Source organism: Streptomyces sp. KPB2 (assembly GCF_003950055.1).
GTDB classification, from domain to species: domain Bacteria; phylum Actinomycetota; class Actinomycetes; order Streptomycetales; family Streptomycetaceae; genus Streptomyces; species Streptomyces salinarius.
The window spans coordinates 4,981,533-5,005,490 of the sequence record NZ_CP034353.1; the positions used below are offsets into that span (position 1 = coordinate 4,981,533).

17 protein-coding genes are annotated in these 23,958 nt (G+C 72.4%); 8 read left to right on the plus strand and 9 right to left on the minus strand.

The window, feature by feature from the left end; translation table 11 throughout:
- Positions 1 to 164: 164 nt before the first annotated feature.
- On the minus strand, positions 165 to 734 hold the full coding sequence (locus D1J63_RS22430; protein WP_102931294.1) for a GNAT family N-acetyltransferase: 570 nt from the start codon (positions 732 to 734) through the stop codon (positions 165 to 167).
- A gap of 281 nt (positions 735 to 1,015) precedes the next feature.
- On the opposite strand from D1J63_RS22430, the gene secA reads away from it, so the two are divergent.
- Positions 1,016 to 3,859 carry a preprotein translocase subunit SecA gene (gene secA, locus D1J63_RS22435; RefSeq protein ID WP_125631133.1) on the plus strand — a complete coding sequence of 948 codons (2,844 nt, stop codon included), beginning with the start codon at positions 1,016 to 1,018 and terminating at the stop codon, positions 3,857 to 3,859.
- Positions 3,860 to 3,964: 105 nt separating this feature from the next.
- Here the strand turns inward: secA and D1J63_RS37675 are convergent, their stop codons facing one another.
- Complete coding sequence (locus tag D1J63_RS37675) at positions 3,965 to 4,378, minus strand: Rv3235 family protein (RefSeq protein ID WP_347141249.1); 414 nt, start codon at positions 4,376 to 4,378, stop codon at positions 3,965 to 3,967.
- Between the two features lie 1,165 nt (positions 4,379 to 5,543).
- Between D1J63_RS37675 and D1J63_RS22455 the strand changes: the two genes are divergently transcribed.
- The 3 genes from D1J63_RS22455 (at position 5,544) to D1J63_RS22465 (ending at position 12,221) form a co-directional block, all read left to right on the plus strand.
- Complete coding sequence (locus D1J63_RS22455) at positions 5,544 to 6,047, plus strand: hypothetical protein (protein ID WP_125631137.1); 504 nt, start codon at positions 5,544 to 5,546, stop codon at positions 6,045 to 6,047.
- A gap of 58 nt (positions 6,048 to 6,105) precedes the next feature.
- A complete protein-coding gene (locus D1J63_RS22460; protein WP_102930699.1) occupies positions 6,106 to 6,777 on the plus strand; it encodes an HAD family hydrolase in 672 nt (223 codons plus the stop codon).
- Positions 6,778 to 7,250: 473 nt separating this feature from the next.
- The gene (locus D1J63_RS22465; RefSeq protein WP_125631139.1) at positions 7,251 to 12,221 is read left to right on the plus strand and encodes an NAD-glutamate dehydrogenase; all 4,971 of its coding nucleotides are present in this window, start codon (positions 7,251 to 7,253) and stop codon (positions 12,219 to 12,221) included.
- A 235-nt stretch (positions 12,222 to 12,456) separates the two neighbouring features.
- Here the strand turns inward: D1J63_RS22465 and D1J63_RS22470 are convergent, their stop codons facing one another.
- The 4 genes from D1J63_RS22470 to D1J63_RS22485 form a co-directional block, all read right to left on the minus strand.
- A complete protein-coding gene (locus tag D1J63_RS22470; protein WP_125631144.1) occupies positions 12,457 to 14,172 on the minus strand; it encodes a glycosyltransferase family 2 protein in 1,716 nt (571 codons plus the stop codon).
- Positions 14,169 to 16,421, minus strand: a complete 2,253-nt coding sequence (locus tag D1J63_RS22475; RefSeq protein ID WP_125631146.1) for a CDP-glycerol glycerophosphotransferase family protein — start codon at positions 16,419 to 16,421, stop codon at positions 14,169 to 14,171. Before D1J63_RS22475 ends, D1J63_RS22470 begins: the two co-directional genes overlap by 4 nt.
- 160 nt (positions 16,422 to 16,581) lie before the next feature.
- The gene (locus D1J63_RS22480) at positions 16,582 to 17,478 is read right to left on the minus strand and encodes an ABC transporter ATP-binding protein (protein WP_164712925.1); all 897 of its coding nucleotides are present in this window, start codon (positions 17,476 to 17,478) and stop codon (positions 16,582 to 16,584) included.
- Positions 17,471 to 18,400: an ABC transporter permease gene (locus D1J63_RS22485; RefSeq protein ID WP_102930362.1), complete on the minus strand. Its 930-nt coding sequence runs from the start codon at positions 18,398 to 18,400 to the stop codon at positions 17,471 to 17,473. The genes D1J63_RS22480 and D1J63_RS22485 overlap by 8 nt, the downstream gene beginning before the upstream one ends.
- A gap of 172 nt (positions 18,401 to 18,572) precedes the next feature.
- Here D1J63_RS22485 and D1J63_RS22490 point away from each other — a divergent pair, with 172 nt between their 5' ends.
- The 3 genes from D1J63_RS22490 to D1J63_RS22500 are packed head-to-tail and all read left to right on the plus strand — an operon-like array spanning position 18,573 to position 20,141.
- The gene (locus D1J63_RS22490) at positions 18,573 to 19,205 is read left to right on the plus strand and encodes a TetR/AcrR family transcriptional regulator (RefSeq protein ID WP_125631148.1); all 633 of its coding nucleotides are present in this window, start codon (positions 18,573 to 18,575) and stop codon (positions 19,203 to 19,205) included.
- 59 nt (positions 19,206 to 19,264) lie between these two features.
- Positions 19,265 to 19,669, plus strand: a complete 405-nt coding sequence (locus tag D1J63_RS22495) for a nuclear transport factor 2 family protein (RefSeq protein ID WP_164713214.1) — start codon at positions 19,265 to 19,267, stop codon at positions 19,667 to 19,669.
- 34 nt (positions 19,670 to 19,703) lie between these two features.
- Complete coding sequence (locus D1J63_RS22500) at positions 19,704 to 20,141, plus strand: glutaredoxin domain-containing protein (protein WP_125631152.1); 438 nt, start codon at positions 19,704 to 19,706, stop codon at positions 20,139 to 20,141.
- 126 nt (positions 20,142 to 20,267) lie between these two features.
- Here the strand turns inward: D1J63_RS22500 and galE are convergent, their stop codons facing one another.
- Entirely contained in the window at positions 20,268 to 21,248 is a 981-nt protein-coding gene (gene galE, locus D1J63_RS22505; protein WP_125631154.1) for a UDP-glucose 4-epimerase GalE, read from the minus strand.
- A 77-nt stretch (positions 21,249 to 21,325) separates the two neighbouring features.
- Complete coding sequence (locus D1J63_RS22510) at positions 21,326 to 21,808, minus strand: MarR family transcriptional regulator (protein WP_125631156.1); 483 nt, start codon at positions 21,806 to 21,808, stop codon at positions 21,326 to 21,328.
- A gap of 115 nt (positions 21,809 to 21,923) precedes the next feature.
- Between D1J63_RS22510 and D1J63_RS22515 the strand changes: the two genes are divergently transcribed.
- On the plus strand, positions 21,924 to 22,337 hold the full coding sequence (locus D1J63_RS22515; protein WP_125631158.1) for an organic hydroperoxide resistance protein: 414 nt from the start codon (positions 21,924 to 21,926) through the stop codon (positions 22,335 to 22,337).
- Between the two features lie 21 nt (positions 22,338 to 22,358).
- On the opposite strand, the gene D1J63_RS22520 is transcribed toward D1J63_RS22515, so the two are convergent.
- Positions 22,359 to 23,912: a hypothetical protein gene (locus tag D1J63_RS22520; protein ID WP_125631160.1), complete on the minus strand. Its 1,554-nt coding sequence runs from the start codon at positions 23,910 to 23,912 to the stop codon at positions 22,359 to 22,361.
- Positions 23,913 to 23,958: the final 46 nt, after the last annotated feature.

The window sequence follows — 23,958 nt, forward strand, 5'->3', positions numbered from 1 at the left end:
TCCGGGTGGCACCCGGTGCGTGTGCGGGCGCGGGGTGCTGCGCGGCCCGGCGTAGCGGGGTGCCGCTGCGCCCACCCGTGCCGCTTGGGGGTACCTCCCAGGCCGTTCAGGCACTGGGGGAGGCACGACTGCCCGCAGCTACGGCGGCATGGGGCTGCCCGTGGTTATGTCTGTGCGGGCAAGTACGGGGACGTCGAGGGGAGGGAGAGGTCTGAGGGGAGGAGGGAGCCGATCCAGCAGTCGCGGCGTGTGCCCTGGTTGTTGATCCCGGAGCGCAGCGTGCCCTCCATGGTGAATCCCGCGCGCTGGGCCACCGCGCGGGAGGCAGTGTTGCCGACCTCGGCACGCCACTCCAGGCGGTCGACGGCCCGGTCGGTGAAGGCCCAGCGAGCGACGGCGACGGCGGCCTCGGTGACGTGGCCCCGGCCGCGGTGCTCCTTGGCGCCCCAGAACCCGATCTCGCCGACGCCCAGGGAGATCATCGTGACGCCGAGCATGCCCACCAGATCCCCGGCGGGGAGGAAGAGGCCGAAGGTGAACATCGAGTCGTTCGCCCAGCCGTCGGGGACCATCTGCTCCGTGAAGCCCCGCGCGTGCTCCGGGAGGTAGGGCGAGGGGATCGTCGTCCAGCGCTGGATGTCGGCGTCCTGGCAGGCGGCGTACACGGCCTCGGTGTCCTGCGGGCCGACCGCGCGCAGGACCAGGCGGTCGGTGGTGAGCGTGACGGGTTCCATCGGCCGATTCTGCTCGGCGTCCCGTGGCGGCGCCAATGTTTTGCCCTCCGTGAACATCCGGTCACCTCACGTGCGATTCGTCGCCGGGGTGCGGCACCATCCGCGGGGCCCGGACGTTGAAAGGGGTGACAGCAGACAGGGATGCTGGATGCAAAGGAGTGGACGGTCCCCGTTACGGCAGGCCTCCCGGTGCGGCGGGGTCCTCGCATACGATGGCCGTTGCCCAATCCGTCACAGGAAACCGACCGTCCCAGGCCCGACCGGCAAGGAGACCAACCCCCGTGTCCGTCCTCTCGAAGATCATGCGTGCAGGCGAAGGCAAGATCCTGCGCAAGCTGCACCGCATCGCGGACCAGGTCAACTCCATCGAAGAGGACTTCGCTGACCTCTCCGACGCCGAGCTGCGGGCCCTCACCGACGAGTACAAGCAGCGCTACGCCGACGGTGAGAGCCTGGACGACCTGCTGCCCGAAGCCTTCGCCACCGTCCGCGAGGCCGCCAAGCGCGTCCTGGGCCAGCGCCACTACGACGTGCAGATCATGGGCGGCGCCGCCCTCCACATGGGGTACGTGGCCGAGATGAAGACCGGTGAGGGCAAGACCCTCGTCGGCACACTGCCCGCCTATCTCAACGCCCTGTCCGGCGAAGGCGTGCACATCGTCACGGTCAACGACTACCTGGCCGAGCGCGACTCGGAGCTGATGGGCCGCGTCCACAAGTTCCTGGGCCTGACCGTCGGCTGCATCCTGGCCAACCAGACGCCGGCCCAGCGCCGCGAGATGTACGGCTGCGACATCACCTACGGCACGAACAACGAGTTCGGCTTCGACTACCTGCGCGACAACATGGCGTGGTCCAAGGACGAACTGGTCCAGCGCGGTCACAACTTCGCCATCGTCGACGAGGTCGACTCCATCCTCGTCGACGAGGCCCGTACGCCGCTGATCATCTCCGGTCCGGCCGACCAGGCCACCAAGTGGTACGGCGACTTCGCCAAGCTGGTCACGCGCCTGAAGAAGGGCGAGGCCGGCAACACCCTCAAGGGCATCGAGGAGACCGGCGACTACGAGGTCGACGAGAAGAAGCGCACCGTCGCCATCCACGAGTCGGGCGTGTCCAAGGTCGAGGACTGGCTGGGCATCGACAACCTCTACGAGTCGGTGAACACCCCGCTGGTCGGCTACCTCAACAACGCGATCAAGGCCAAGGAACTCTTCAAGAAGGACAAGGACTACGTCGTCCTCGACGGCGAAGTCATGATCGTCGACGAGCACACCGGCCGTATCCTCGCCGGCCGCCGTTACAACGAGGGCATGCACCAGGCGATCGAGGCGAAGGAAGGGGTGGACATCAAGGACGAGAACCAGACGCTCGCCACGATCACCCTCCAGAACTTCTTCCGCCTCTACAAGCGCCACGACCACAAGGGCAAGGAAGAGCCCGGCCTGTCCGGCATGACCGGTACGGCGATGACCGAGGCCGCCGAGTTCCACCAGATCTACAAGCTCGGCGTGGTGCCCATCCCGACCAACCGGCCGATGGTCCGCAAGGACCAGTCGGACCTGATCTACCGCACCGAGGTCGCCAAGTTCGAGGCGGTCGTCGACGACATCGAGGAGAAGCACCGCAAGGGGCAGCCGATCCTCGTCGGCACCACCTCGGTCGAGAAGTCCGAGTACCTCTCGCAGCAGCTCAGCAAGCGCGGCGTCCAGCACGAGGTGCTCAACGCCAAGCAGCACGACCGGGAGGCGACGATCGTCGCCCAGGCCGGCCGCAAGGGCGCGGTGACGGTGGCCACCAACATGGCCGGCCGCGGTACGGACATCAAGCTCGGCGGCAACCCCGAGGACCTCGCCGAGGCGGAGCTGCGCCAGCGCGGCCTCGACCCCGAGGAGCACATCGAGGAGTGGGCCGCGGCCCTGCCCGCCGCCCTGGAGCGGGCCGAGCAGGCGGTCAAGGCCGAGTTCGAAGAGGTCAAGGAGCTGGGCGGCCTCTACGTCCTGGGCACCGAGCGCCACGAGTCGCGCCGCATCGACAACCAGCTGCGCGGTCGTTCCGGCCGTCAGGGCGACCCCGGCGAGTCCCGCTTCTACCTCTCCCTGGGCGACGACCTGATGCGGCTGTTCAAGGCCCAGATGGTCGAGCGCGTGATGTCCATGGCCAACGTGCCGGACGACGTGCCGATCGAGAACAAGATGGTCACGCGCGCGATCGCGTCCGCCCAGTCGCAGGTCGAGACGCAGAACTTCGAGACCCGTAAGAACGTCCTGAAGTACGACGAGGTCCTCAACCGCCAGCGTGAGGTCATCTACGGCGAGCGGCGCCGCGTCCTGGAGGGCGAGGACCTGCAGGAGCAGATCCAGCACTTCATGAACGACACGATCGACGCCTACGTGCAGGCCGAGACCGCCGAGGGCTTCCCGGAGGACTGGGACCTCGACCGCCTGTGGGGCGCGTTCAAGCAGCTCTACCCCGTGAAGGTCACCGTCGAGGAGCTGGAGGAGGCGGCCGGCGACCGGGCCGGCCTGACCGCCGACTACATCGCGGAGTCCATCAAGGACGACATCATGGAGCAGTACGAGGCGCGCGAGAAGCAGCTCGGCTCCGAGATCATGCGCGAGCTGGAGCGCCGGGTCGTCCTGTCGGTCCTGGACCGCAAGTGGCGCGAGCACCTCTACGAGATGGACTACCTCCAGGAGGGCATCGGCCTGCGCGCGATGGCGCAGAAGGACCCCCTGGTCGAGTACCAGCGCGAGGGCTTCGACATGTTCCAGGCCATGATGGAGGGCATCAAGGAGGAGTCCGTCGGCTACCTGTTCAACCTTGAGGTCCAGGTCGAGCAGCAGGTCGAGGAGGTCCCGGTCGAGGACAAGGCGCCGTCGCTGGACAAGGGCGCGCAGGACGCGGTCCCGGCCCAGGCGGGCGCCCGTCCGGAGATCCGGGCCAAGGGCCTCGACGCGCCGCAGCGTCGGGACCTGCACTTCTCCGCGCCGACCGTGGACGGTGAGGGCGGTGTCGTCGAGGGTGAGTTCACCGACGGCGAGGCCGCCCAGGCCCAGTCCGACGGGCTCACGCGTGCGGAGCGCCGCAAGCAGGCCAAGGGCGGACGCCGCCGCAAGAAGTGACGACGCGGTGCCCTGCGGGCGCCGTGGCGGTGGAAGGGCCGGTCACCCGGGGTGACCGGCCCTTCGGCCTGTTCCGGGGGCCGGGGGCCGGGTGCGGGCGGCGCCTCAGTCGTCGTCCGCGCGGTGCCTGCGGGGGCCGCCCACTTCCACTGCCGTACAGCGCCAGCGCAGGTCACGGCCCTGCTCCAGCCGGAAGGCCAGGGCACGCAGCCGGTCGCCCGCGCCGATGCGGGCGAAGACCTCCAGGGCGCCGGGCCGGGGCTCGAAGTACCCGATGTCGCGGACGACGGGGGACGCGCCGCGGGTGCGCAGCGGTCCGCGTTCGGCGAGGTGGGCCAGGTCGTCGTAGGCACGGCCGATGGTGTGCCGGAGCATCGAGTGGACGGGGCGCCGCCCGCTGAGCACGCCGAGCAGGAGCTCGGCGAAGTGGTCGGTGGGGCGCAGCTGCGGAACGGGGCGGCGCGGGGTCTGCGCGGGGACGAGAGGCGCTGCGGCGGGCCGCGCGGCCCGGTGGACCACCGGTGCGGGCACCCCGGCCGTGCGGGCCGTGGCGGGGTTCGCGACGCGCGCCGGAGTGAGCGCCGTGCCGGGGCCGGGACTGATACCGGTGGCCGGGTCAGAAGCCGGACCCGTGGCGGGTCCCGGCTTGGTGCCCGGCCCGGCGCCGGCCGTGGGCGGACGGGTGTCCGCCGGCCGCGTACGGGACCGCCGGGACCGGCCGGGCGAGCCCGGCGGCCGCCCACCGGGTGCGGCGGCACGGGCCCCGCGCGCTCCCGGCCTGCGGGGCGGCACACCGCCGGGAGCACGGGGCGGCACACCGCCGGGTGCGCCGGACGGGAGACAGACGTACCCGTCGGACGGGACACGGGCGGAGCCGGCGCTCAGGGGCGTGCGGCTTGGCGGCGCGGCGGGGGTGCCGCCGTTGGTGCCGCGGGGCCCGCCGGACAGGTGGGAGGAGGCGCCGCCGGGGGTGTGGGGCAGGGGACCGCCGGTTGCGTCGGAGGCGGTGTGGGCGGAGACGGCGCTCAGGGGCGTCTGGCCGGGCGGGGCGGTCTCGCCGTCGGTGCTTCGGGGCCCGCCGGATTTGCCGTGTCGGGCTTCCCCCGGGCTGGTGGGGTTGCCGGCGTCCGTGGGGCGGGGCCCGCCGGGGTTGCCGGGCGGGGCTTCGGCAGGGGTGGCGTGGGCGGGTACGCGGGGCGGTGTGCCGAAGCGGCCGGGCGGGGTGGTGCCGCCCGGGCCCCGGGACGGGGCGTTGCCGGGCTCGCCGGGCGGGGCGGGCCGTGCGGATCGGGCGAGTGGGCCCGTTGGGTTGGGGCTGAGTGGGGTGGTGGGGCGGAGCCGGTTCCTGGTCATGACCTTGCGCATGGGGGTCCCCGTTCGGCGGGCCCGGAGATACCGGGCAGTAACTTCGCGGTCGGGGATCTTGTACGGGCTGGAGGGGTGGCGCGGCAAGGAGGCGGGCGACCGCGTCGCGAGGGCGGGAAAGTTCACCTATCCGAGTGGTTGAAGGGGTTCAAGAGCCGGGACGGCAAGGGGGACCAGGGTGAATTCCGGGACCGGGGTGGACGTGTCCGACGCCCCGGGTGGGGACCCGAAAGGGGACACGCGCACGTATCCTGAAGGCTCTCCCACCGGGTCCACCGAGCGCCCCGGCGGCGTCCCCGACCACGAAAGCGGCAGACTCATGCGCGTCTACGTCCCCCTGACCCTGTCCGGCCTCGCCGAGGCGCACCGGGCGGGGGAGCTGGGGGCCGGGCCGTTCGTCGCCTACGCCGTCACGCCGGCGCTGCGCGAGTGGTACCTGTCGGACGACATCGAGGAGCTGGAGTACGCCGCCCTGAACCGCGCCGCGCTGGCCTCCCTGCGCCTGCTGGCGGCCGACCCCGCCGCGGCGCGGCGCCGGGTCGTGGTCGCGGCCGACGTGCCCGACGGCGCCGCCGCGGCCGACCCGGACCGGGGCCTCGACCCGGCGGCACTGGGCGAGGTCCGGGTCGCCGGGCCGCTGCCGCTGGTCAAGGCGGCCGCGGTGCACGTCGACTCCGCCGACGCGGAGGCGGACGTGCGCGCCGCGGCCGAGTCGCTCGCGGCGGCGGACGGCGGGGACGACGACGCCCAGTTCGTCGTGGACGGCGCGGAGGACCACGAGCTGCTCTGGTACGCGACGCAGGAGCTCCCGAACCTGGTCTGACCAGGCAGTTCGCTCCGCGACGTCCCGATTGTCAGTGGCGGCGGGTACGTTTTCGGGCATGGGGACGCAGACGGGCGCACACATCGTGTGGGACTGGAACGGCACGCTGTTCCACGACAACGACGCCATCATCGGGGCGACGAACGCGGCGTCCGCCGAGCTGGGGCTGGCGCCGATCACACTGGAGCAGTACCGGGCGCTGTACTGCGTGCCGGTGCCGAAGTTCTACGAGCGGCTGATGGGAAGGCTGCCCACCGACGCCGAGTGGCAGCTCATGGACGCGGCCTTCCAGCGGCACTACAGCGCGCACCGGGCCCGTTGCCGGCTCGCCGACGGTGCCGCCGAGCTGCTCGCGGGGTGGCGGTCCGCGGGGCGCAGCCAGTCGATCCTCAGCATGTACGGCCACGACGAGCTGGTGCCCCTGGTCCAGGGACTCGGGATCGAGGCGCACTTCATACGCGTCGACGGGCGCACCGGGCCGTCCGGGGGCAGCAAGGCCGAGCACATGGTGCGGCATCTCGCGCAGCTGGCGCTGTCCGGGGTGGAGCCCGCCCGCACCGTGGTGATCGGGGACGCCGCGGACGACGCGCTGGCCGCGCACCACGTGGGGGCGGGGGCGGTGCTGTACACCGGCGGATCCCACAGCCGGGCCAGCCTCGAGGGGGTCGGGGTGCCGGTGGTGGACACGCTGGGGGAGGCCGTCGTGGTGGCGGAGCGGCTGGCGGGATGACGCCGGCGGCGTCCGATGGCGCGAGCCGCGCCGTTACCGGTAGGTAGCTGTGCGGAACGTCCAAGTTGTGGGTCCGGTTTTGTACACATGCGGCTCATGACGGGGAGCCCACGGGGAGCGATAGCCTTGTGGCGTGATCAGCGCGATAGCTCGCGGGGGCACTGGTGCCCCTGCCCTGCGCCCGGCACGCACGGACGACATCCGTGTCCGGGCGGCGGTCGCTGATCCTCGCGGGCGGGACGGGGCGGCACAGACCCCCGGCAGGCCGCCGCACACTCCCCGGACGGTGACGGCGAGAGCGAAGTCACACCCGGTGGGAGCGGCGACATTGGCTGATATGCCCCCGCTCCTCTCGTCTTGCGGCATAGCGTCGAAGCGGACCGGACACCCCGTGTCCCGACGTCATGCCGGAAGGCAGGAGACCGTACTTCCTTCTACGTCACGCAACGGCGCGCGACAGGAGTCAGAGGACAATGCAGACCAAGCTGGACGAAGCCAAGGCCGAGCTGCTCGAAAGGGCTGCGCGGGTAGCTGAGAACAGCCCGGTCGGGGGCCACCTACCGACTGGGACGACGGGCGAGGGCACTCCGGGTACCCCGGGCACGCCGGACGGCCCGGACGGCGCCCCGGACTACGCATCCGTGTTCGCGTTCCTCCAGCGCTACTACCGGCACACCGCCCCGGAGGACCTGGCCGACCGCGACCCGGTCGACGTCTTCGGAGCCGCCGTCTCGCACTACCGGCTGGCGGAAAACCGCCCGCAGGGCACGGCGAACGTCCGGGTGCACACCCCGACGGTCGAGGAGAACGGCTGGACGTGCAGCCACTCCGTCGTCGAGGTGGTCACCGACGACATGCCCTTCCTCGTCGACTCCGTGACCAACGAGCTGACCCGCCAGGGCCGCGGCATCCACGTCGTCGTCCACCCGCAGATCGTGGTGCGGCGCGACATCGCCGGCAAGCTCGTCGAGGTGCTCGCCGGTCCGCCCACCGCCGACCTGCCGCACGACGCGCACACCGAGTCCTGGATCCACGTCGAGATCGACCGCGAGACCGACCGCGGCGACCTCAAGCAGATCACCGCCGACCTGCTCCGCGTCCTCAACGACGTCCGCGAGACCGTCGAGGACTGGGGCAAGATGCGGGACGCGGCCGTCCGCATCGCCGACCAGCTGTCGACCGAGACCACGCCCGAGGACCTCCCCGCGCGGGAGCTGGAGGAGGCCCGCGAGCTGCTGCGCTGGCTGGCCGACGACCACTTCACCTTCCTCGGCTACCGCGAGTACCAGCTGCGCGAGGACGACTCCCTCGCCGCCGTCGCCGGCACCGGCCTCGGCATCCTGCGCTCCGACCCGCACCACGCGACCGACGAGAGCCACCCGGTCAGCCCCTCCTTCGAGCGGCTGCCCGCCGACGCCCGGGCCAAGGCCCGCGAGCACCGGCTGCTGGTGCTGACCAAGGCGAACAGCCGGGCCACCGTGCACCGGCCGTCGTACCTCGACTACGTCGGCGTCAAGAAGTTCGACGAGAACGGCAACGTGGTCGGCGAGCGGCGTTTCCTCGGCCTGTTCTCCTCCGCGGCCTACACCGAGTCCGTCCGCCGGGTGCCGGTCGTGCGGCGCAAGGTGGAGGAGGTGCTGGAGCGCGCCGGGTTCTCGCCCAACAGCCACGACGGCCGGGACCTGCTCCAGATCCTGGAGACGTACCCGCGCGACGAGATGTTCCAGACCTCCGTCGAGGAGCTGGAGCCGATCGTCACCTCCGTGCTCTACCTCCAGGAGCGCCGCCGACTGCGCCTCTACCTGCGCCAGGACGAGTACGGCCGCTACTACTCGGCGCTCGTCTACCTCCCCCGCGACCGCTACACCACCGGTGTCCGGCTGCGGATCATCGACATCCTCAAGGAGGAGCTCGGCGGCACCAGCGTCGACTTCACGGCCTGGAACACCGAGTCGATCCTGTCCCGGCTGCACTTCGTGGTCCGGGTCCCGCAGGGCACCGAGCTGCCGCACCTGTCCGACTCCGACAAGGAGCGCGTCGAGGCCCGTCTGGTCGAGGCCGCCCGCTCCTGGGCCGACGGGTTCGGCGAGGCGCTGACCGCCGAGTTCGGCGAGGAGCGCGCCGCCGAGCTGCTGCGCCACTACGGCTCGGCCTTCCCCGAGGGCTACAAGGCCGACCACGGCCCGCGCTCCGCCGTCGCCGACCTCGGCCACCTGGAGCAGCTCGACGAGGAGAAGACCTTCGCGCTGAGCCTGTACGAGCCGGTCGGCGCCGCACCCGAGGAGCGGCGCTTCAAGATCTACCAGAAGGGCGGCTCGGTCTCCCTGTCCGCCGTCCTGCCGGTGCTCAGCCGGCTCGGCGTCGAGGTCACCGACGAGCGGCCCTACGAGCTGCGCTGCGCGGACCGCACCACGGCCTGGATCTACGACTTCGGCCTGCGGATGCCCAAGGCCCCGTCCGGCGGCGCCGACTACCTCGGCGACGACGCCCGCGAGCGCGTCCAGGACGCCTTCGCCGCCACCTGGACCGGCAAGGCGGAGAACGACGGCTTCAACGCCCTCGTCCTCAGCGCCGGCCTGACCTGGCGCGAGGCGATGGTGCTGCGCGCCTACGCCAAGTACCTGCGCCAGGCCGGTTCGACCTTCAGCCAGGACTACATGGAGGACACCCTCCGCAACAACGTCCACACCACGCGCCTGCTGATCAACCTGTTCGAGGCGCGGATGGCGCCGGAGCGGCAGCGGGCCGGGCGGGAGATCGTCGACGCCCTGCTCGAAGAGGTCGACGCGGCCCTCGACCAGGTCGCCAGCCTCGACGAGGACCGGATCCTGCGGTCCTTCCTCACCGTCATCAAGGCGACGCTGCGCACGAACTTCTTCCAGGAGGCGGCGGGCGGCAAGCCGCACGACTACGTCTCCATGAAGTTCGACCCGCAGGCCATCCCCGACCTCCCGGCGCCGCGCCCGGCGTTCGAGATCTGGGTGTACTCGCCGCGCGTCGAGGGCGTGCACCTGCGCTTCGGCAAGGTCGCCCGCGGTGGTCTGCGCTGGTCGGACCGGCGCGAGGACTTCCGCACCGAGATCCTCGGCCTGGTCAAGGCGCAGATGGTGAAGAACACCGTCATCGTGCCGGTCGGCGCCAAGGGCGGCTTCGTCGCCAAGCAGCTGCCCGACCCGAGCGTGGACCGCGACGCCTGGATGGCGGAGGGCATCGCCAGCTACAAGACGTTCATCTCGGCGCTGCTCGACATCACCGACAACATGGTGGCCGGCGAGGTCGTGCACCCCGCGGACGTCGTCCGGCACGACGAGGACGACACCTACCTCGTCGTCGCCGCCGACAAGGGCACCGCGAAGTTCTCCGACATCGCCAACGAGGTCGCCGAGTCCTACAACTTCTGGCTCGGCGACGCCTTCGCCTCCGGCGGCAGCGCGGGCTACGACCACAAGGGCATGGGCATCACCGCCCGCGGCGCCTGGGAGTCCGTCAAGCGGCACTTCCGGGAGCTGGGCGTGGACACCCAGACCCAGGACTTCACGGTCGTCGGCATCGGCGACATGTCCGGCGACGTGTTCGGCAACGGCATGCTGCTCAGCGAGCACATCCGCCTGGTCGCCGCCTTCGACCACCGGCACATCTTCATCGACCCGACGCCGGACGCGGCCACCTCGTACGCCGAGCGCCGCCGGCTGTTCGAGCTGCCGCGCTCGTCCTGGGAGGACTACAACACCGAGCTGCTCTCGGCGGGCGGCGGGATCTTCCCGCGCACGGCCAAGTCCATCCCGGTCAACGCGCACGTCCGCGAGGCCCTCGGCATCGAGGCGGGCATCACCAAGATGACCCCGGCCGAGCTGATGAAGGCGATCCTCAGCTCCCCGGTCGACCTGCTGTGGAACGGCGGCATCGGCACGTACGTCAAGGCGTCCACCGAGTCCAACGCCGACGTCGGCGACAAGGGCAACGACGCCATCCGCGTCGACGGCAAGGACCTGCGGGTCCAGGTCGTCGGCGAGGGCGGCAACCTGGGCCTGACCCAGCTGGGCCGGATCGAGTTCGCGCTGCAGGGCGGCCGGATCAACACCGACGCCATCGACAACAGCGCGGGCGTGGACACCTCCGACCACGAGGTGAACATCAAGATCCTGCTCAACGGTCTGGTCAAGGACGGCGACATGACCGTCAAGCAGCGCAACAAGCTGCTCGCCCAGATGACCGACGAGGTCGGCGCGCTGGTCCTGCGCAACAACTACGCGCAGAACACCGCGATCGCCAACGCGCTCGCGCAGTCCAAGGACATGCTCCACGCCCAGCAGCGCTTCATGCGCCACCTGGTCAGGGAGGGCCATCTCGACCGCGCCCTGGAGTTCCTGCCCACGGACCGTCAGATCCGCGAGCGGCTGAGCGGCGGACACGGTCTGACCGGCCCGGAGACGGCCGTGCTGCTGGCGTACACGAAGATCACGGTCGCCGAGGAGCTGCTGCACACCTCGCTGCCGGACGACCCGTACCTCAAGGGTCTGCTGCACGCCTACTTCCCGACGGCGCTGCGCGAGCAGTTCGCCGAGCAGGTCGACGGCCACCCGCTGCGCCGCGAGATCACGACGACCGTCCTGGTCAACGACACGGTCAACACGGGCGGTACGACGTATCTGCACCGGATGCGCGAGGAGACCGGCGCGTCGCTCGAGGAGATCGTGCGGGCGCAGACCGTGGCCCGGGCGATCTTCCGCTCCTCCCCGGTGTGGGACGCGGTGGAGGAGCTGGACACCAAGGTCGACGCCGCCGTCCAGACCCGGATCCGGCTGCACTCGCGCCGCCTGGTCGAGCGCGGCACGCGCTGGCTGCTCAACAACCGGCCGCAGCCGCTGGAGCTGGCCGAGACGGTGGACTTCTTCGCCGAGCGGGTCGAGCAGGTGTGGTCGCAGCTGCCGAAGCTGCTGCGCGGTGCGGACGCGGAGTGGTACCAGCACATCTACGACGAGCTGACCGCCGCCGGCGTCCCGGACGAGCCGGCCACGCGGGTGGCGGGGTTCTCCTCGGCCTTCGCGACGCTGGACATCGTGTCGGTGGCCGACCGCATGGGCAAGGAGCCGCTGGACGTCGCCGAGGTGTACTACGACCTCGCCGACCGGCTCGGCGTCACCCAGCTGATGGACCGCATCAGTGATCTGCCGCGGAACGACCGGTGGCAGTCCATGGCCCGCGCGGCGATCCGTGAGGACCTTTACTCGGCGCACGCGTCGCTGACCGCGGATGTCCTGGCGGTGGGGAACGGTACGTCGACGCCGGAGCAGCGGTTCAAGGCGTGGGAGGAGAAGAACGCGGCGATTCTCGGGCGGGCGCGGACGACGCTGGAGGAGATCCGGTCGTCGGACGAGTTCGATCTGTCGAATCTGTCGGTGGCCATGCGGACGATGCGGACGTTGCTGCGTACGCATTCGTAGGTGGCGGTGCGGTGTCGCGCCGCTCGCTGTGTGAGGCGCCCCGGGCCGGGTTCGGTCCGGGGCGCCTTGGCGTGTGCCGGGGGAGCTGTGCGGGGGAGCGTTCGCGGCCCGGCGTTGCGGGGTGCCGCTGCGCCCACCCGTGCCGCCCCAGCGGCACGACTGCCCGCAGCTGGGGCGGCAGGCTTGGCGGCTGGCCGCGGCTGCGTGCGTCCGCGACTCGCCGCGGCTCCATCAGTCAGTGGAGGATGTTGGCGGCCAGGCGGGCTGCTCTTCGGGTTCGGGGGGTGGACAGGCGGCGGGCTGCTGGGCGGAGGACCGTGGCGGTCGGGCCCGTCGGCTGCCAGGTGATCTGGAGGCGGCCCGGGTTGTGGCCCTCCGGGCGGAGGGTGACGCGGTGCGGGGTGAGGCCGGCGCGGTGGGGGACGCGGGCCGTGAGGGGCGGGAAGGTCAGCGGCGCCAGCAGGATGCCCGTGTGGGCGCGGCCGCGGTGCCAGAGGCGGAGGACTGGATGACGGGTGCCCTCGAAGCCGTGGAGCGGGAGACGGGCCGCCGCCAGGTCCAGGCGGACGCGGCCCTCGAACACCCCGGGGCGGACGGGCGAGAGGCGGAAGGGCACCGTGAGGCGCCGGCGGCCGGGGGAGAGGTGGAGCACGGCGCGCTGGGGGCCGACGGGGAGGCGCAGGGCGGGGTCGTAGGTGCGGACGGTGAGGTCGACGGACGCACCCGGGCCGCGCGTGATCCGCGTGATCTCGTGCCGGAGGAGGGCGGTGAAGAACGGCCGGGTGTCCAGCTCCAGGTCCGTCAGGTCCAGCTCGCGGCGGGCCTGAGGGGACTCCGGAACCACCTCGCCCCAGTACACGCGGCCGCTCTCCTCGTCCGGTGTCACGCAGCGCGGTGCCACGTCGTGGCCGAGGCCCCGGGCCGCCGTGCGGACGTCGGACAGGCGCCGGTCGCGCAGCAGCCGCAGGACGACCCGTTCGGAACGGGGCAGCCGGGCACAGGCGCCCTCGGCGAGCGTGTCCAGGTAGGGGTTCATCAGGTCCGCGAAGGAGGCCAGCCAGGTGTCGTCCCGGTAGGGGAGGTCACCGGCGTACATCCGGAAGTCGTGCTTGAGGAACTTGAAGTCCTTGTCCTCGCGCAGCCCCTCGTGCCCGCTCTCGGCCAGGAACGCGTCGATGAGGCGCTGCACGTGGACGCGGTCGCGGACGTTGGTGAGCTTGTGCCGCTGGTTGGAGATGGAGGCGGCCTCGGAGGCGGCGTAGGGGGCGATGTACCAGCGGTAGACCGGGTCGGGGACGACGGTGAACGTCTTGGCCAGGCAGTACGCCTGCGCCGAGAAGAGTTGGTCCTCGTAGTGGATGCCCTCGGGGAAGCGCAGGCCGTGCCGGTCGAGGAAGGCGCGGGCGTACATCTTGCTGGTGGAGAGGTGCTCGAAGAACAGCCGCGGGTCGGCCTCGATGCCGTCCAGGGTGCGGCGCTCGGCGACCAGGTGCGGCATCCAGGTCGTGCGGCGTCCGCCGTCCACGCGGATGCGGTGCACGGCGCCCATGGCGAAGTCGAGGTCGCGTTCGCGGTGGGCGGCGAGCAGGACCTCGACGGCGCGTTCGGGGAGTTCGTCGTCGCTGTCCAGGAACATCAGGTACGGCGCCCGGGCGATCTCAAGGGCGCGGTTGCGCGGTGCGCTGCACCCGCCGCTGTTCTCCGGCAGCCGGAGGTACACGATCCGCGGGTCGTGGGCGGCGAGTTCGCGGGCCACCTCCTCGGTGGCGTCGGTCGAGTGGTCGTCGCTGATCACGACCTCGATGTTGGCGTGGGTCTGGCGCAGCACGGACGCGACGGCGCGGGGGAGGCGTTCGGCGTCGTTGTAGACGATGACCGTGACGGTGACGTCCGGGATGCTCATGGGCGGCAGGAGCGTGCCCGTGGCGGGGCTCGTGGTGGCTGTCCTCATGACGCGGTGGCCTCCTCGGGGGTCGGGGCCGGGATGCGGTCGTCGACCGGCAGGACCGGGGGGAGCGTCCGCTCGTCCTCGCCGAGGAAGACCCGGCGCACGACGCGTTCGGCGGCGTGGCCGTCGTCGTACTCGCAGAAGCGGCGCCGGAAGGCGGCCCGTGCCTTGGTCGCGCGTTCGTCGTGCCAGGCGTCGGTGGTGAGGATCTCCGTCAGCTCCGCCTGGGTGCGGGCGACCGGTCCCGGGGCCTCGGCCATCAGGTTGAAGTAGACGCCGCGCGTGGTGCGGTACGTCTCCCAGTCGTCGGCGTGGACGACGATCGGGCGGTCGAGGTTGGCGTAGTCGAACATGATCGACGAGTAGTCGGTGACCAGTGCGTCGGCGGCCAGGCACAGTTCCTCGACGGGTTCGTAGGAGGAGACGTCGACGAGGCGGCCGGTGCGGCGCAGGCTCCCCAGCAGGCCCCCCAGGGGGGAGGCGGTGCCGTCGTAGAAGTAGTGCGCGCGCACCAGCAGGACCGTTTCCTCGCCGAGCCGGTCGGCGAGGGCGGCGAGGTCGAGGCGCGGGGTCCAGCCGGCCTCGTAGTCGCGGTGGGTGGGCGCGTAGAGGATCGCGCGGCGGCCGGGCGCGATGCCGAGGCGCGCCCGGGCCGCTCGGACCTCGGCGGCGCCGGCGGTGTAGTAGACGTCGTTGCGCGGATAGCCGTGGTCCAGGGAGATGTGGTGGGAGGGGTAGGCCCGCTGCCACATGCGGGTGGAGTGGCTGTTGGCGGAGACGCTGTAGTCCCACTTGTCGACGCGTTCGAGCAGGGCCTGGAAGTCCAGGCCGTGGGCGGCGGCGGGGTAGGGCAGCTGGTCCACGCCCATGCGTTTGAGCGGGGTGCCGTGGTGGGTCTGGAGGTGGACGGTGCCGGGGCGCTTGACCACCGCGTCCGGGAAGTTGACGTTGTTGACCAGGTACTTGGCGCGGGCCAGCACCTCCCAGTAGCGGCGGGTGCAGGGCACGACGTGGTCGGTGCCGGGCGGCAGCAGGGCCGCGCCCTGCGCCGTGACCACCCACACGGGGTGGATGCTCGGGGCGAGTTCCGCGAGCTTGGCGGCGACGGCGGCCGGGTTGCAGGCCATCCCGCGGTTCCAGTACGCCGAGAAGACCGCGAGGTGCGGATCGACCGGGCGGGCCAGGGCGCCGCGGTACTGGAGAGAGCGCAGCCGCGTGCCGGCCCGTCGCCTGCCGGTGCGCACGGCGGAGCGCAGGCCGCGGCGGGCGTGGTTGGCGCTCTGGAGGGCGCGGTACTTGCCGTAGGCGCCCTCCTCGAGGAGCGACCGGCGCATCCCTTCCAGGCCCGCGGGCTGCCGGTGGCCGTCGGGACGGTGGCGCCGGGCGGTCACGGACGCCCGGTGGAAGAACTCCCGGGCCACGTCGTCGGGCATCCCGGCGCGGGCGAAGGTGCGCAGGCAGTCGCGGACCATCAGGTCGTACAGGGCGCGGTGGACGGCGGGCCGGCCGGCGGTGAGGCCGAGCAGCGCCTCGTAGCGGTCGACCAGGGCGTACCGCTGCGCCGGCGTGGGCGGCGGGAGGCTCTCCGGGCGCAGCCCGCGGTCCTCGTACGCCGGGTGCGGCAGGCAGGCGACGCGGTCGGCGAGCAGCAGGGCGGCGTAGGCGGCGAACGGCTCGTCCTCGGTGGTCAGCAGCCGTTCGTGGGCCCGCCAGAACCCGGCGCGCACGGCACGGTTGCCGAGCAGCGGGGCGAGCCGGAGCAGCCCCGCGCGGTCGTCGAGGGCGAGGCCCTCCTCGGCGCGGCCCGCGCGGGCGAGGCGGGGCCCGTCGGGCGAGGGCAGGCCGGAGGCACGCCAGGAGCTGCGGACGTGGTCGAACAGCAGGACGTCCACCGGGCCGGGCAGGCCCGCGGTGTGCCGGGCGAGGGCGGACGGGGCGCCGGCCGGCAGCCCGTCCTTGGCGTGCACGAAGTGCAGCCACCGGCCCCGCGCCCGAGCGGCCCCGGCGGAGCGGGCCGCCGCGTCCCCCGCCCCCTCCGGGAGCGGCAGCACGGTGAAGGCGGGGGCGTGCCGCTCGGCCGTCTCCCGCGCCCAGTCCCCGACGGCGGCGACGATCACCTCGACACCGGTGAGGGGGTGGGCGTCCAGGGAGTCGAGGAGGGCGGGCAGGTGGTCCTGGACGTTGCGGCCGTGGACGACGACGCTGAGGTCGGGGGCCGTTTCGGGGAACGGATCGTGGACCGTCTCGGGCATCGCGGGACTCCTTCGCCTCGGCCTTCGCTGCGTCGCTCCCGGAGCACTCCTGTGGGTCGGTTTCTATTCGGTCATAGTGACATCAATCGGGCAAAAGGATTAATCGGGAGGGCGGTGAGTACGCCTTCCGAGGGAGCCGCCCCCGTGCGGGGGCGGGGGCTCACACGGCCGCCGGTGCCTTCGGCGCGGGCGTGGCGGGCTTGGCCTGCGGTTTGGGTGCCGCCTTGGGAGCCGCCTTGGCCGGGCCGCCGGTGAACTTCTCGTACTCCTTCAGGACCTCGTCCGTCGGCCCGTCCATCCGCAGCTCGCCGCGCTCCAGCCACAGCACCCGGTCGCAGGTGTCGCGGATGGACTTGTTGCTGTGGCTCACCAGGAAGACCGTGCCGGCGTGCTTGCGCAGCTCCCTGATGCGTTCCTCCGAGCGCTTCTGGAAGGAGCGGTCGCCGGTGGCCAGGGCCTCGTCGACGAGGAGCACGTCGTGGTCCTTGGCGGCGGCGATGGAGAACCGCAGCCGGGCCGCCATGCCGGAGGAGTACGTGCGCATCGGCAGGGTGATGAAGTCGCCCTTGTCGTTGATCCCGGAGAAGTCGACGATCTCCTGGTACCGCTCCTTGACCTGCGCCCGGGACATGCCCATCGCCAGACCGCCGAGGTACACGTTGCGCTCGCCGGTGAGGTCGTTCATCAGGGCGGCGTTGACGCCGAGCAGGGAGGGCTGCCCGTCGGTGTAGATCCGGCCGTTCTCGACCGGGAGCAGGCCGGCGACCGCCTTGAGCAGCGTCGACTTGCCCGAACCGTTGGTGCCTATCAGGCCGATGGCCTCGCCGCGGTACGCCACGAAGGACACGTTCTTCACGGCGTGCACCCGGCGTACACCGGCCGCCTTCTCGGCCTTCCCGCGGCGCAGGATGCGGTTGAGGGCGGCGGTCGCGGAGCCGCGGCCGGCGCCGGTGCCGTTGACCCGGTAGACGATGTCGACGCCGTCGGCGACGACGGTGGGCACGCGCTCGGCGGGGGTGTTCTCAGCGGGGGTGTTCTCAGCGGGGGTCTCAGCCACGACCGTACGTCTCCTCGGCCTTCCAGAAGTAGATGAAGCCGCCGATCCCGGCGACCAGCGCCCAGCCCAGGGCCAGCGCCCAGACGTGGTCGGGCAGCATGCCGCCGCCGAAGCTGTCGATCAGCGCGAACCGCATCAGGTCGATGTAGACGACGGCGGGGTTGACCTGGAGCAGCGGGCCGACCCAGGACGGCAGGCCGCTGTCCGGGCCGGTCATGTGGTGGATGCTGAACATGACGCCCGAGGCGTACATCCAGGTGCGCAGCAGGAACGGCATCAGCTGGGCCATGTCGGGGATCTTCGAGCCCACCCGGGCCATGACCATCGCCAGGCCCGTGTTGAACACGAACTGCAGCGCCAGCGCCGGGACCGCGAGCAGCCAGGAGGGGCCGGGCGGCACGCCGAACGCCAGCAGGATCACGACGAGGGCGCCCATCGAGAACAGCAGCTGCTGGAGCTGCTGGAGGCAGAAGGACACCGGCAGGGCCGCCCGCGGGAAGTGCAGGGCGCGGACCAGGCCGAGGTTGCCGGAGATGGCCCGGGTGCCCGCCATGATCGAGCTCTGCGTGAACGTCCACACGAACACGCCGGTCACCAGGAACGGGACGAAGTCCTCCACGCCGCGGCTGGTGTTCATCAGCATGCCGAAGATGAAGTAGTACACCGCCGCGTTGAGCAGGGGCGTCATCACCTGCCAGACCTGGCCCAGCTTGGCCTGGCTGTACTGGGCGGTGAGCTTGGCGGTGGAGAAGGCGCCGATGAAGTGCCGGCGCGCCCACAGCTGGCGGACGTACTCGGGCAGGGAGGGGCGGGCGCCGCTGACCGACAGCCCGTGCCGGGCGGCGAGTGCCGCGAGGTCGTCCGGGTCGGGAGTGGAGGCCGCCTGGGTGGTCGCGGGTGGGGGGTCGAGGACCTGGCTCACATCCGGTGCTTTCGCTCGGGGGAGGGGGCGAGAGGGCGCCGCCCGTCGTTCACCCGGGTGACCGTGTGTGTTCACTTACGTCGGGACGGCACCGTATCGTCGTAACGGGAGCGTAGGGCGTCGCGACGCCGGAACGCAACCGTTTCGTCGTGACGCCCTATGCTTGACGCGCATGACGACCAACGCCGCCGCCGACGAGCCGACGCCGCGCCCGCGCCGCCGGGCCCCCGCCGGGGCGGCGGTGCTGCGCGAGGACGTGACGGAGGCCATCCGGGCGGCGGTCTTCGAGGAACTGGCGGCGGTCGGCTACGCCCGGATGTCCATCGAGGGCATCGCGCGCCGCGCGGGCGTCGGCAAGACGGCCGTCTACCGGCGCTGGCGCTCCAAGCTGCACCTGGTGCTCGACATCGTCTCCGCCCTCGCCGTCCAGGGCCTGCCCGCGCCGGACACCGGCTCCCTGGAGGGCGACCTGCGGCTGCTGTACGAGGTGACCTCCCGTGCCCTGCGCCACCCGGTGGCCTCGCAGATCATCCCCGACCTCCAGGCGGAGGCGGCCCGCAATCCCGAGATCGCCGAGGCGCTGCAGAAGACCCTGCGCGAGGGCCAGGACGGCGTCGCCAGCCGGATCCTCGCGGCGGCGACCGAACGCGGCGAGCTGAGTCCCGCCCTCGACACCGACCTGGCCCTCGACCTGATCTCGGGCCCGCTGTACTGGCGCGCGGTGGTCGTCCGCAGCCCGAAGCTGCCGAAGGGCTACCTGGGCTCGCTGGCCCGGGCGACGGCTCAGGGCCTGAAGGCGATCTGATCCCCGGGCCCACTGTCAGTGGTGCCTGTCACGATGCCCTCATGAAGCCGATGGAACCGATGGACCCGACGGCCCCGGGGGACGTGCCGGACCCCGCGGCGACCGTGCGGGAGTTCTGGACCCGCATGCAGGCCCGCGACTGGGCGGGCCTCGGCGCGCTGCTCGCCGACGACCTGGTGGTGGAGTGGCCGGTCAGCGCCGAGCGGATCGAGGGCCGCGCCGACTTCGTGAGCGTCAACGCGGAGTACCCGGAGGGCTGGTCGATCGAGGTGCTGCGCGTCGTGGCCGACGGCGAGACCGTGGTCTCCGAGGTGCAGGTCCCGCACGAGACGATGGGCGTCCACCGGGCCGTTTCCCTGTGGACGGTCCGCGACGGGCGGATAACCTGCGGCCGCGAGTACTGGACGGCCCTGGGCTCGGACCCGTCGCCCGAGTGGCGGGCGGAGTTCGTACGACCGCTGTAGGCGCGACCCAAGGGGGTACGACGAGAGGGTGGACATGAGACGGGCGTGGACGGCCCCGGTGCTGTTGCTGATCGTCGGGGCGGGGGTCGCGGCCGGGTCGTTCGTGCGGGGGCGCGGCGGGACGGGTGTCGCGCTGCTGGTGGTGTTCGTGCTGTTGGCGGGGGCGACCTCGCCGCTGGTGTTCCCCCGGTCGGTCGGTGCGGTGGAGGCGCGGCGGCGCAGTGCCGTGGACGGGCGGCCGGTCGTGTTCTGGCGGCCCGGGTGTGCCTACTGCATGCGGCTGCGCGTCCGGCTGGGCCGGAGGGCGCGGCGGTTGCACTGGGTCGACATCTGGCGGGACGAGGCCGGGGCGGAGCTGGTGCGGGAGGCCAACGACGGCAACGAGACCGTGCCCACGGTCCTCGTGGCGGGCCGGGCGTACACCAATCCCGACCCCGCGTGGGTGCGTGAGCAGGTCTCCTCGGCACGGTGACCCGGCGGTCCGGCGGCACGGTGACCGGGCGGTCCGGTGACCCGGCGGCACGGTGACCCGGCGGCACGGTGACCGGGCGGTCCGGTGGCCCGGCGCGCCGGTGCTCCGTGCCCCCGCGGCCCGGTGTCAGTCCCGGGCCGCCTCCGGGTGGAGGCGTACCCAGCCCGCCCAGGCCGACGTGATCATGTCCTCGACGTCGTACTTGGCCTTCCAGCCCAGTTCGACGGCGGCGCGGTCGGCCGAGGCGACGACGCGGGCCGGGTCGCCGGGGCGGCGCGGGGTGACCGTCGGGGGCTGGTCGTAGCCGGTGAGGGCGTTGATGCGGTCGATCATCTCGCGGACGGAGACGCCCTCGCCCCTGCCGATGTTGAGGGTGAGGGTGCGACCGGGGGAGGACTGCAGGGCGCGGGCCGCCGCCACGTGGGCCTCGGCCAGGTCGACGACGTGGATGTAGTCGCGCACGCAGGTGCCGTCCGGGGTCGCGTAGTCGTCGCCGAAGATGCGCGGGGCCGCCGACTCCGTCAGCTTCTCGAAGACCATCGGGACGAGGTTGTAGACGCCGGTGTCGGCCAGCTCCGGGCTCGCCGCGCCCGCGACGTTGAAGTAGCGCAGGGACGCCGTGGCCAGACCCGAGGCCTTGCCGGTGGCCCGGACCAGCCACTCGCCGGCCAGCTTGGTCTCGCCGTACGGCGACATGGGCACGCACGGCGTCTCCTCGGTCACGAGGTCGACGTCGGGCATGCCGTACACGGCGGCCGAGGAGGAGAAGACGAAGGACGGGACCTCCGCCTTCGTGACCGCGTCCAGCAGGACGCGCAGGCCCTCGACGTTCTCCCGGTAGTAGTGCAGCGGCAGGTCCACCGACTCGCCGACCTGCTTCTTGGCGGCCAGGTGCACGACGCCGGTGACCGAGTGGTCGGCCAGGGCGCGCGCGACCCGCTCGCCGTCGAGGACCGAGCCCACCACCAGGGGGACACCGTCGGGCACGCGCTCGGCGATGCCGGTGGACAGGTCGTCGTAGACGACGGCCTTCTCGCCCGCCTCGGTCATCGCCCTTACGACGTGCGCCCCGATGTATCCGGCGCCGCCGGTGATCAGCCAGGTCATTGCGGCCGTCCCCTTACGTTCGGTGGTTCTTGGTCCCATGATCCGTCATCCCGGCAGCCGCCGGGCGCCCGCACCCGTCAGGACGGCACGGACCGTGCGGGTGCCGGATCGGTACCGTACGCGTCCAGGGCCGCCGTGAGCCGGTCGAGGCGGGCGCGCAGGTCGCGGACCTCGGTGAGGTCCAGGCCGGTCGCCGCGGCGATCCGGCGGGGCACCTCGACGGCCCGCTCGCGCAGCGCGGCGCCCTCCCCGGTCAGCCGCACCTCCACCGAGCGCTCGTCGCGCGCGCTGCGCTCGCGCCGGACCAGACCGGCCGCCTCCAGCCGCTTGAGCAGGGGCGACAGGGTGCCGGAGTCCAGGCGGAGGTGCTCGCCGAGCTTCTTCACGGGCAGCTCGCCGTGCTCCCACAGCACCAGCATCACCAGGTACTGCGGGTACGTGAGCCCCAGCTCCTTGAGGACCACGCGGTAGACGCCGCCGAAGGCGCGCGACGCGGCGTTCAGGGAGAAGCAGATCTGCTGGTCCAGGCGGAGCCAGTCGGTTGCGGGCGGCGTGGTCATGCCTCCCAGGGTAGCGGACGGGATTTGTGCGCCATTTAGTTGTGCGCAATTGAATTGCGTGCTCTACTTGTGGACGTCAAGCCACGCAGTCTCCTTCCGAAAGGGACGGTCTCCCATGGACGCGATCTACACCGCCGCCGCCACCGCCACCCACGGCCGTGACGGCCGCGCCGTCAGCTCCGACGGCACGCTCGACCTCGCGCTCGGCATCCCCGTCGAGATGGGCGGCAACGGGCAGGGCACCAACCCCGAGCAGCTGTTCGCCGCCGGTTACGCCGCCTGTTTCGGCAGTGCCCTCGGTGTGGTCGGCCGCGCGGCGAAGGTCGACGTCAGCGACGCCGCGGTGACCGCCGAGGTCGGCATCGGCAAGCAGGGCGAGGGCTTCGCGCTCGCCGTCACCCTCCGGGTCGAGCTGCCCGACGGCCTCGACGAGGAGACCGGCCGCAAGCTGGTCGAGCAGGCCCACCAGGTCTGCCCCTACTCCAACGCGACCCGCGGCAACATCCCGGTCGACCTCGTCATCGAGTAGTCCTCGGCCGGGGAGCGGCGCTCAGCCGACCCGGGCCAGCACCTCCCCCGTCCGTTCGCTCCACGCCACCACCACCGCCTCCTCGGGCACCGGGTGCCAGCGGGTCAGCAGCAGCCAGCGGACGTGGTAGCGGCGGACGACGGCGGCGCGCTCGGCGCGGGTCGAGTCCGGCGCGAGGTACGCCTCGACGTCGGCCACCCGCCGCCCGCGCTCCCGCTCGTCCAGCGCCGGGTCCGGCCAGGCGGGCGCCGCGAGGTTCGGGCCGTACCCGGCGATGGCGTGCCCGGCGTAGTAGCCGTCGGTGATCACGACCTCGCCGGGGCCGATGTGCCGGGCCGCCCACGCGTACGTCGGCCACTGCGGCGGCTGCTCGAAGCCCACAGGGTCCAGGGCGCGCGGCACCACCGCCCCCGCGTGGACCGTGAGGAACCCGAGCAGCGCGCCGGCCGTCGCCGTCCGGCCCAGCACCGCCCGCCACCGCCCCCACGGCCGGGGCGCCGCCAGCTCCACCGCCAGCGCGAACTGCAACGGCACCAGCGTGAGCCCGAGGATGCGGCCGTAGGTGTAGTGGCCGCTGAACCAGCCGTACGCCACCACCGCGCAGTCCAGCGCGAACATCAGCACCAGCGGGTCCCGGCGCGAGCGGCGCCCGCGCGCCCACAGGGCCGGCAGTCCGAGCAGCGCCAGCCAGAACTCCCCGGGCAGGTCGAGGTAGAGGACCCGGTGCATGGCGTCCACGCTGCCGTCGCCGGCCAGCGCGAACACGTCGAAGTACGGCCAGGCCGCCGCCGCGCCCACCGCCACGGCGCCCGTCAGTGCCCACCGCCCCGCGACCGGCCCGCGCCACCCGCGCTGCCATCCGGCCACCAGCGCCACCGCGCCGAGCACCGCCGCCACCGAGGTGATCGGGTGGACGAGGAGGATCAGCGCGTAGAGGCCGCCCAGCGCCGCGTATCCGGGCAGGCCGCGCAGCCCGCTCGGGCCCACGTAGCGCACCGGGCGCGCGTCCCTCGCCCGCGCGCCCGTCAGCGCCCAGGCCCAGAAGGTGAGCCCGATGGCGAACGTCGACGGATAGCCGAGGTTGCCCGTCATCGACATCAGCCCGAGGTACCCGCTCCACCAGGCCCGCTCCGTGCCCCACAGCAGCGTCATCGCGCCCAGTGCGAGGACCGGCGCCCACGGTCGCGGGGTCAGCACCCGCACGAAGCGGTTCAGGCCGGTCAGCAGCACCAGCAGGTTCAGCGGCCCGGCGAGCCGCACCACCTCCCAGCCGCCCAGTCCCGTCAGCCGGGCGAACACGCCCTCGGCCACCGCGTACGGCGAGTAGTACGCGCTGCCCTCGCCGGGCAGGTCGGCCATCGGGTGGCGGGGGTGGAGGAGGTCGGCCTTCAGGCGCTCGACGACGGCCGCGTGCTGGCCGGCGTCGCAGCACAGCGGCACCGCCCAGTACGCCAGCGTCATCACGAGGAAGAAGCAGAAACCGGCGACCTGGTACGGGGTGGGGCGCCAGATGCGGCCGCCGCGCAGCGCCGTCGCGCCGCGCACCGGCCGCCGGACGAGGACGCCGGCGCTCACAGGACGGTCAGAAAAAAGGGCATTCGGGACATTTGCGGTATGTTCC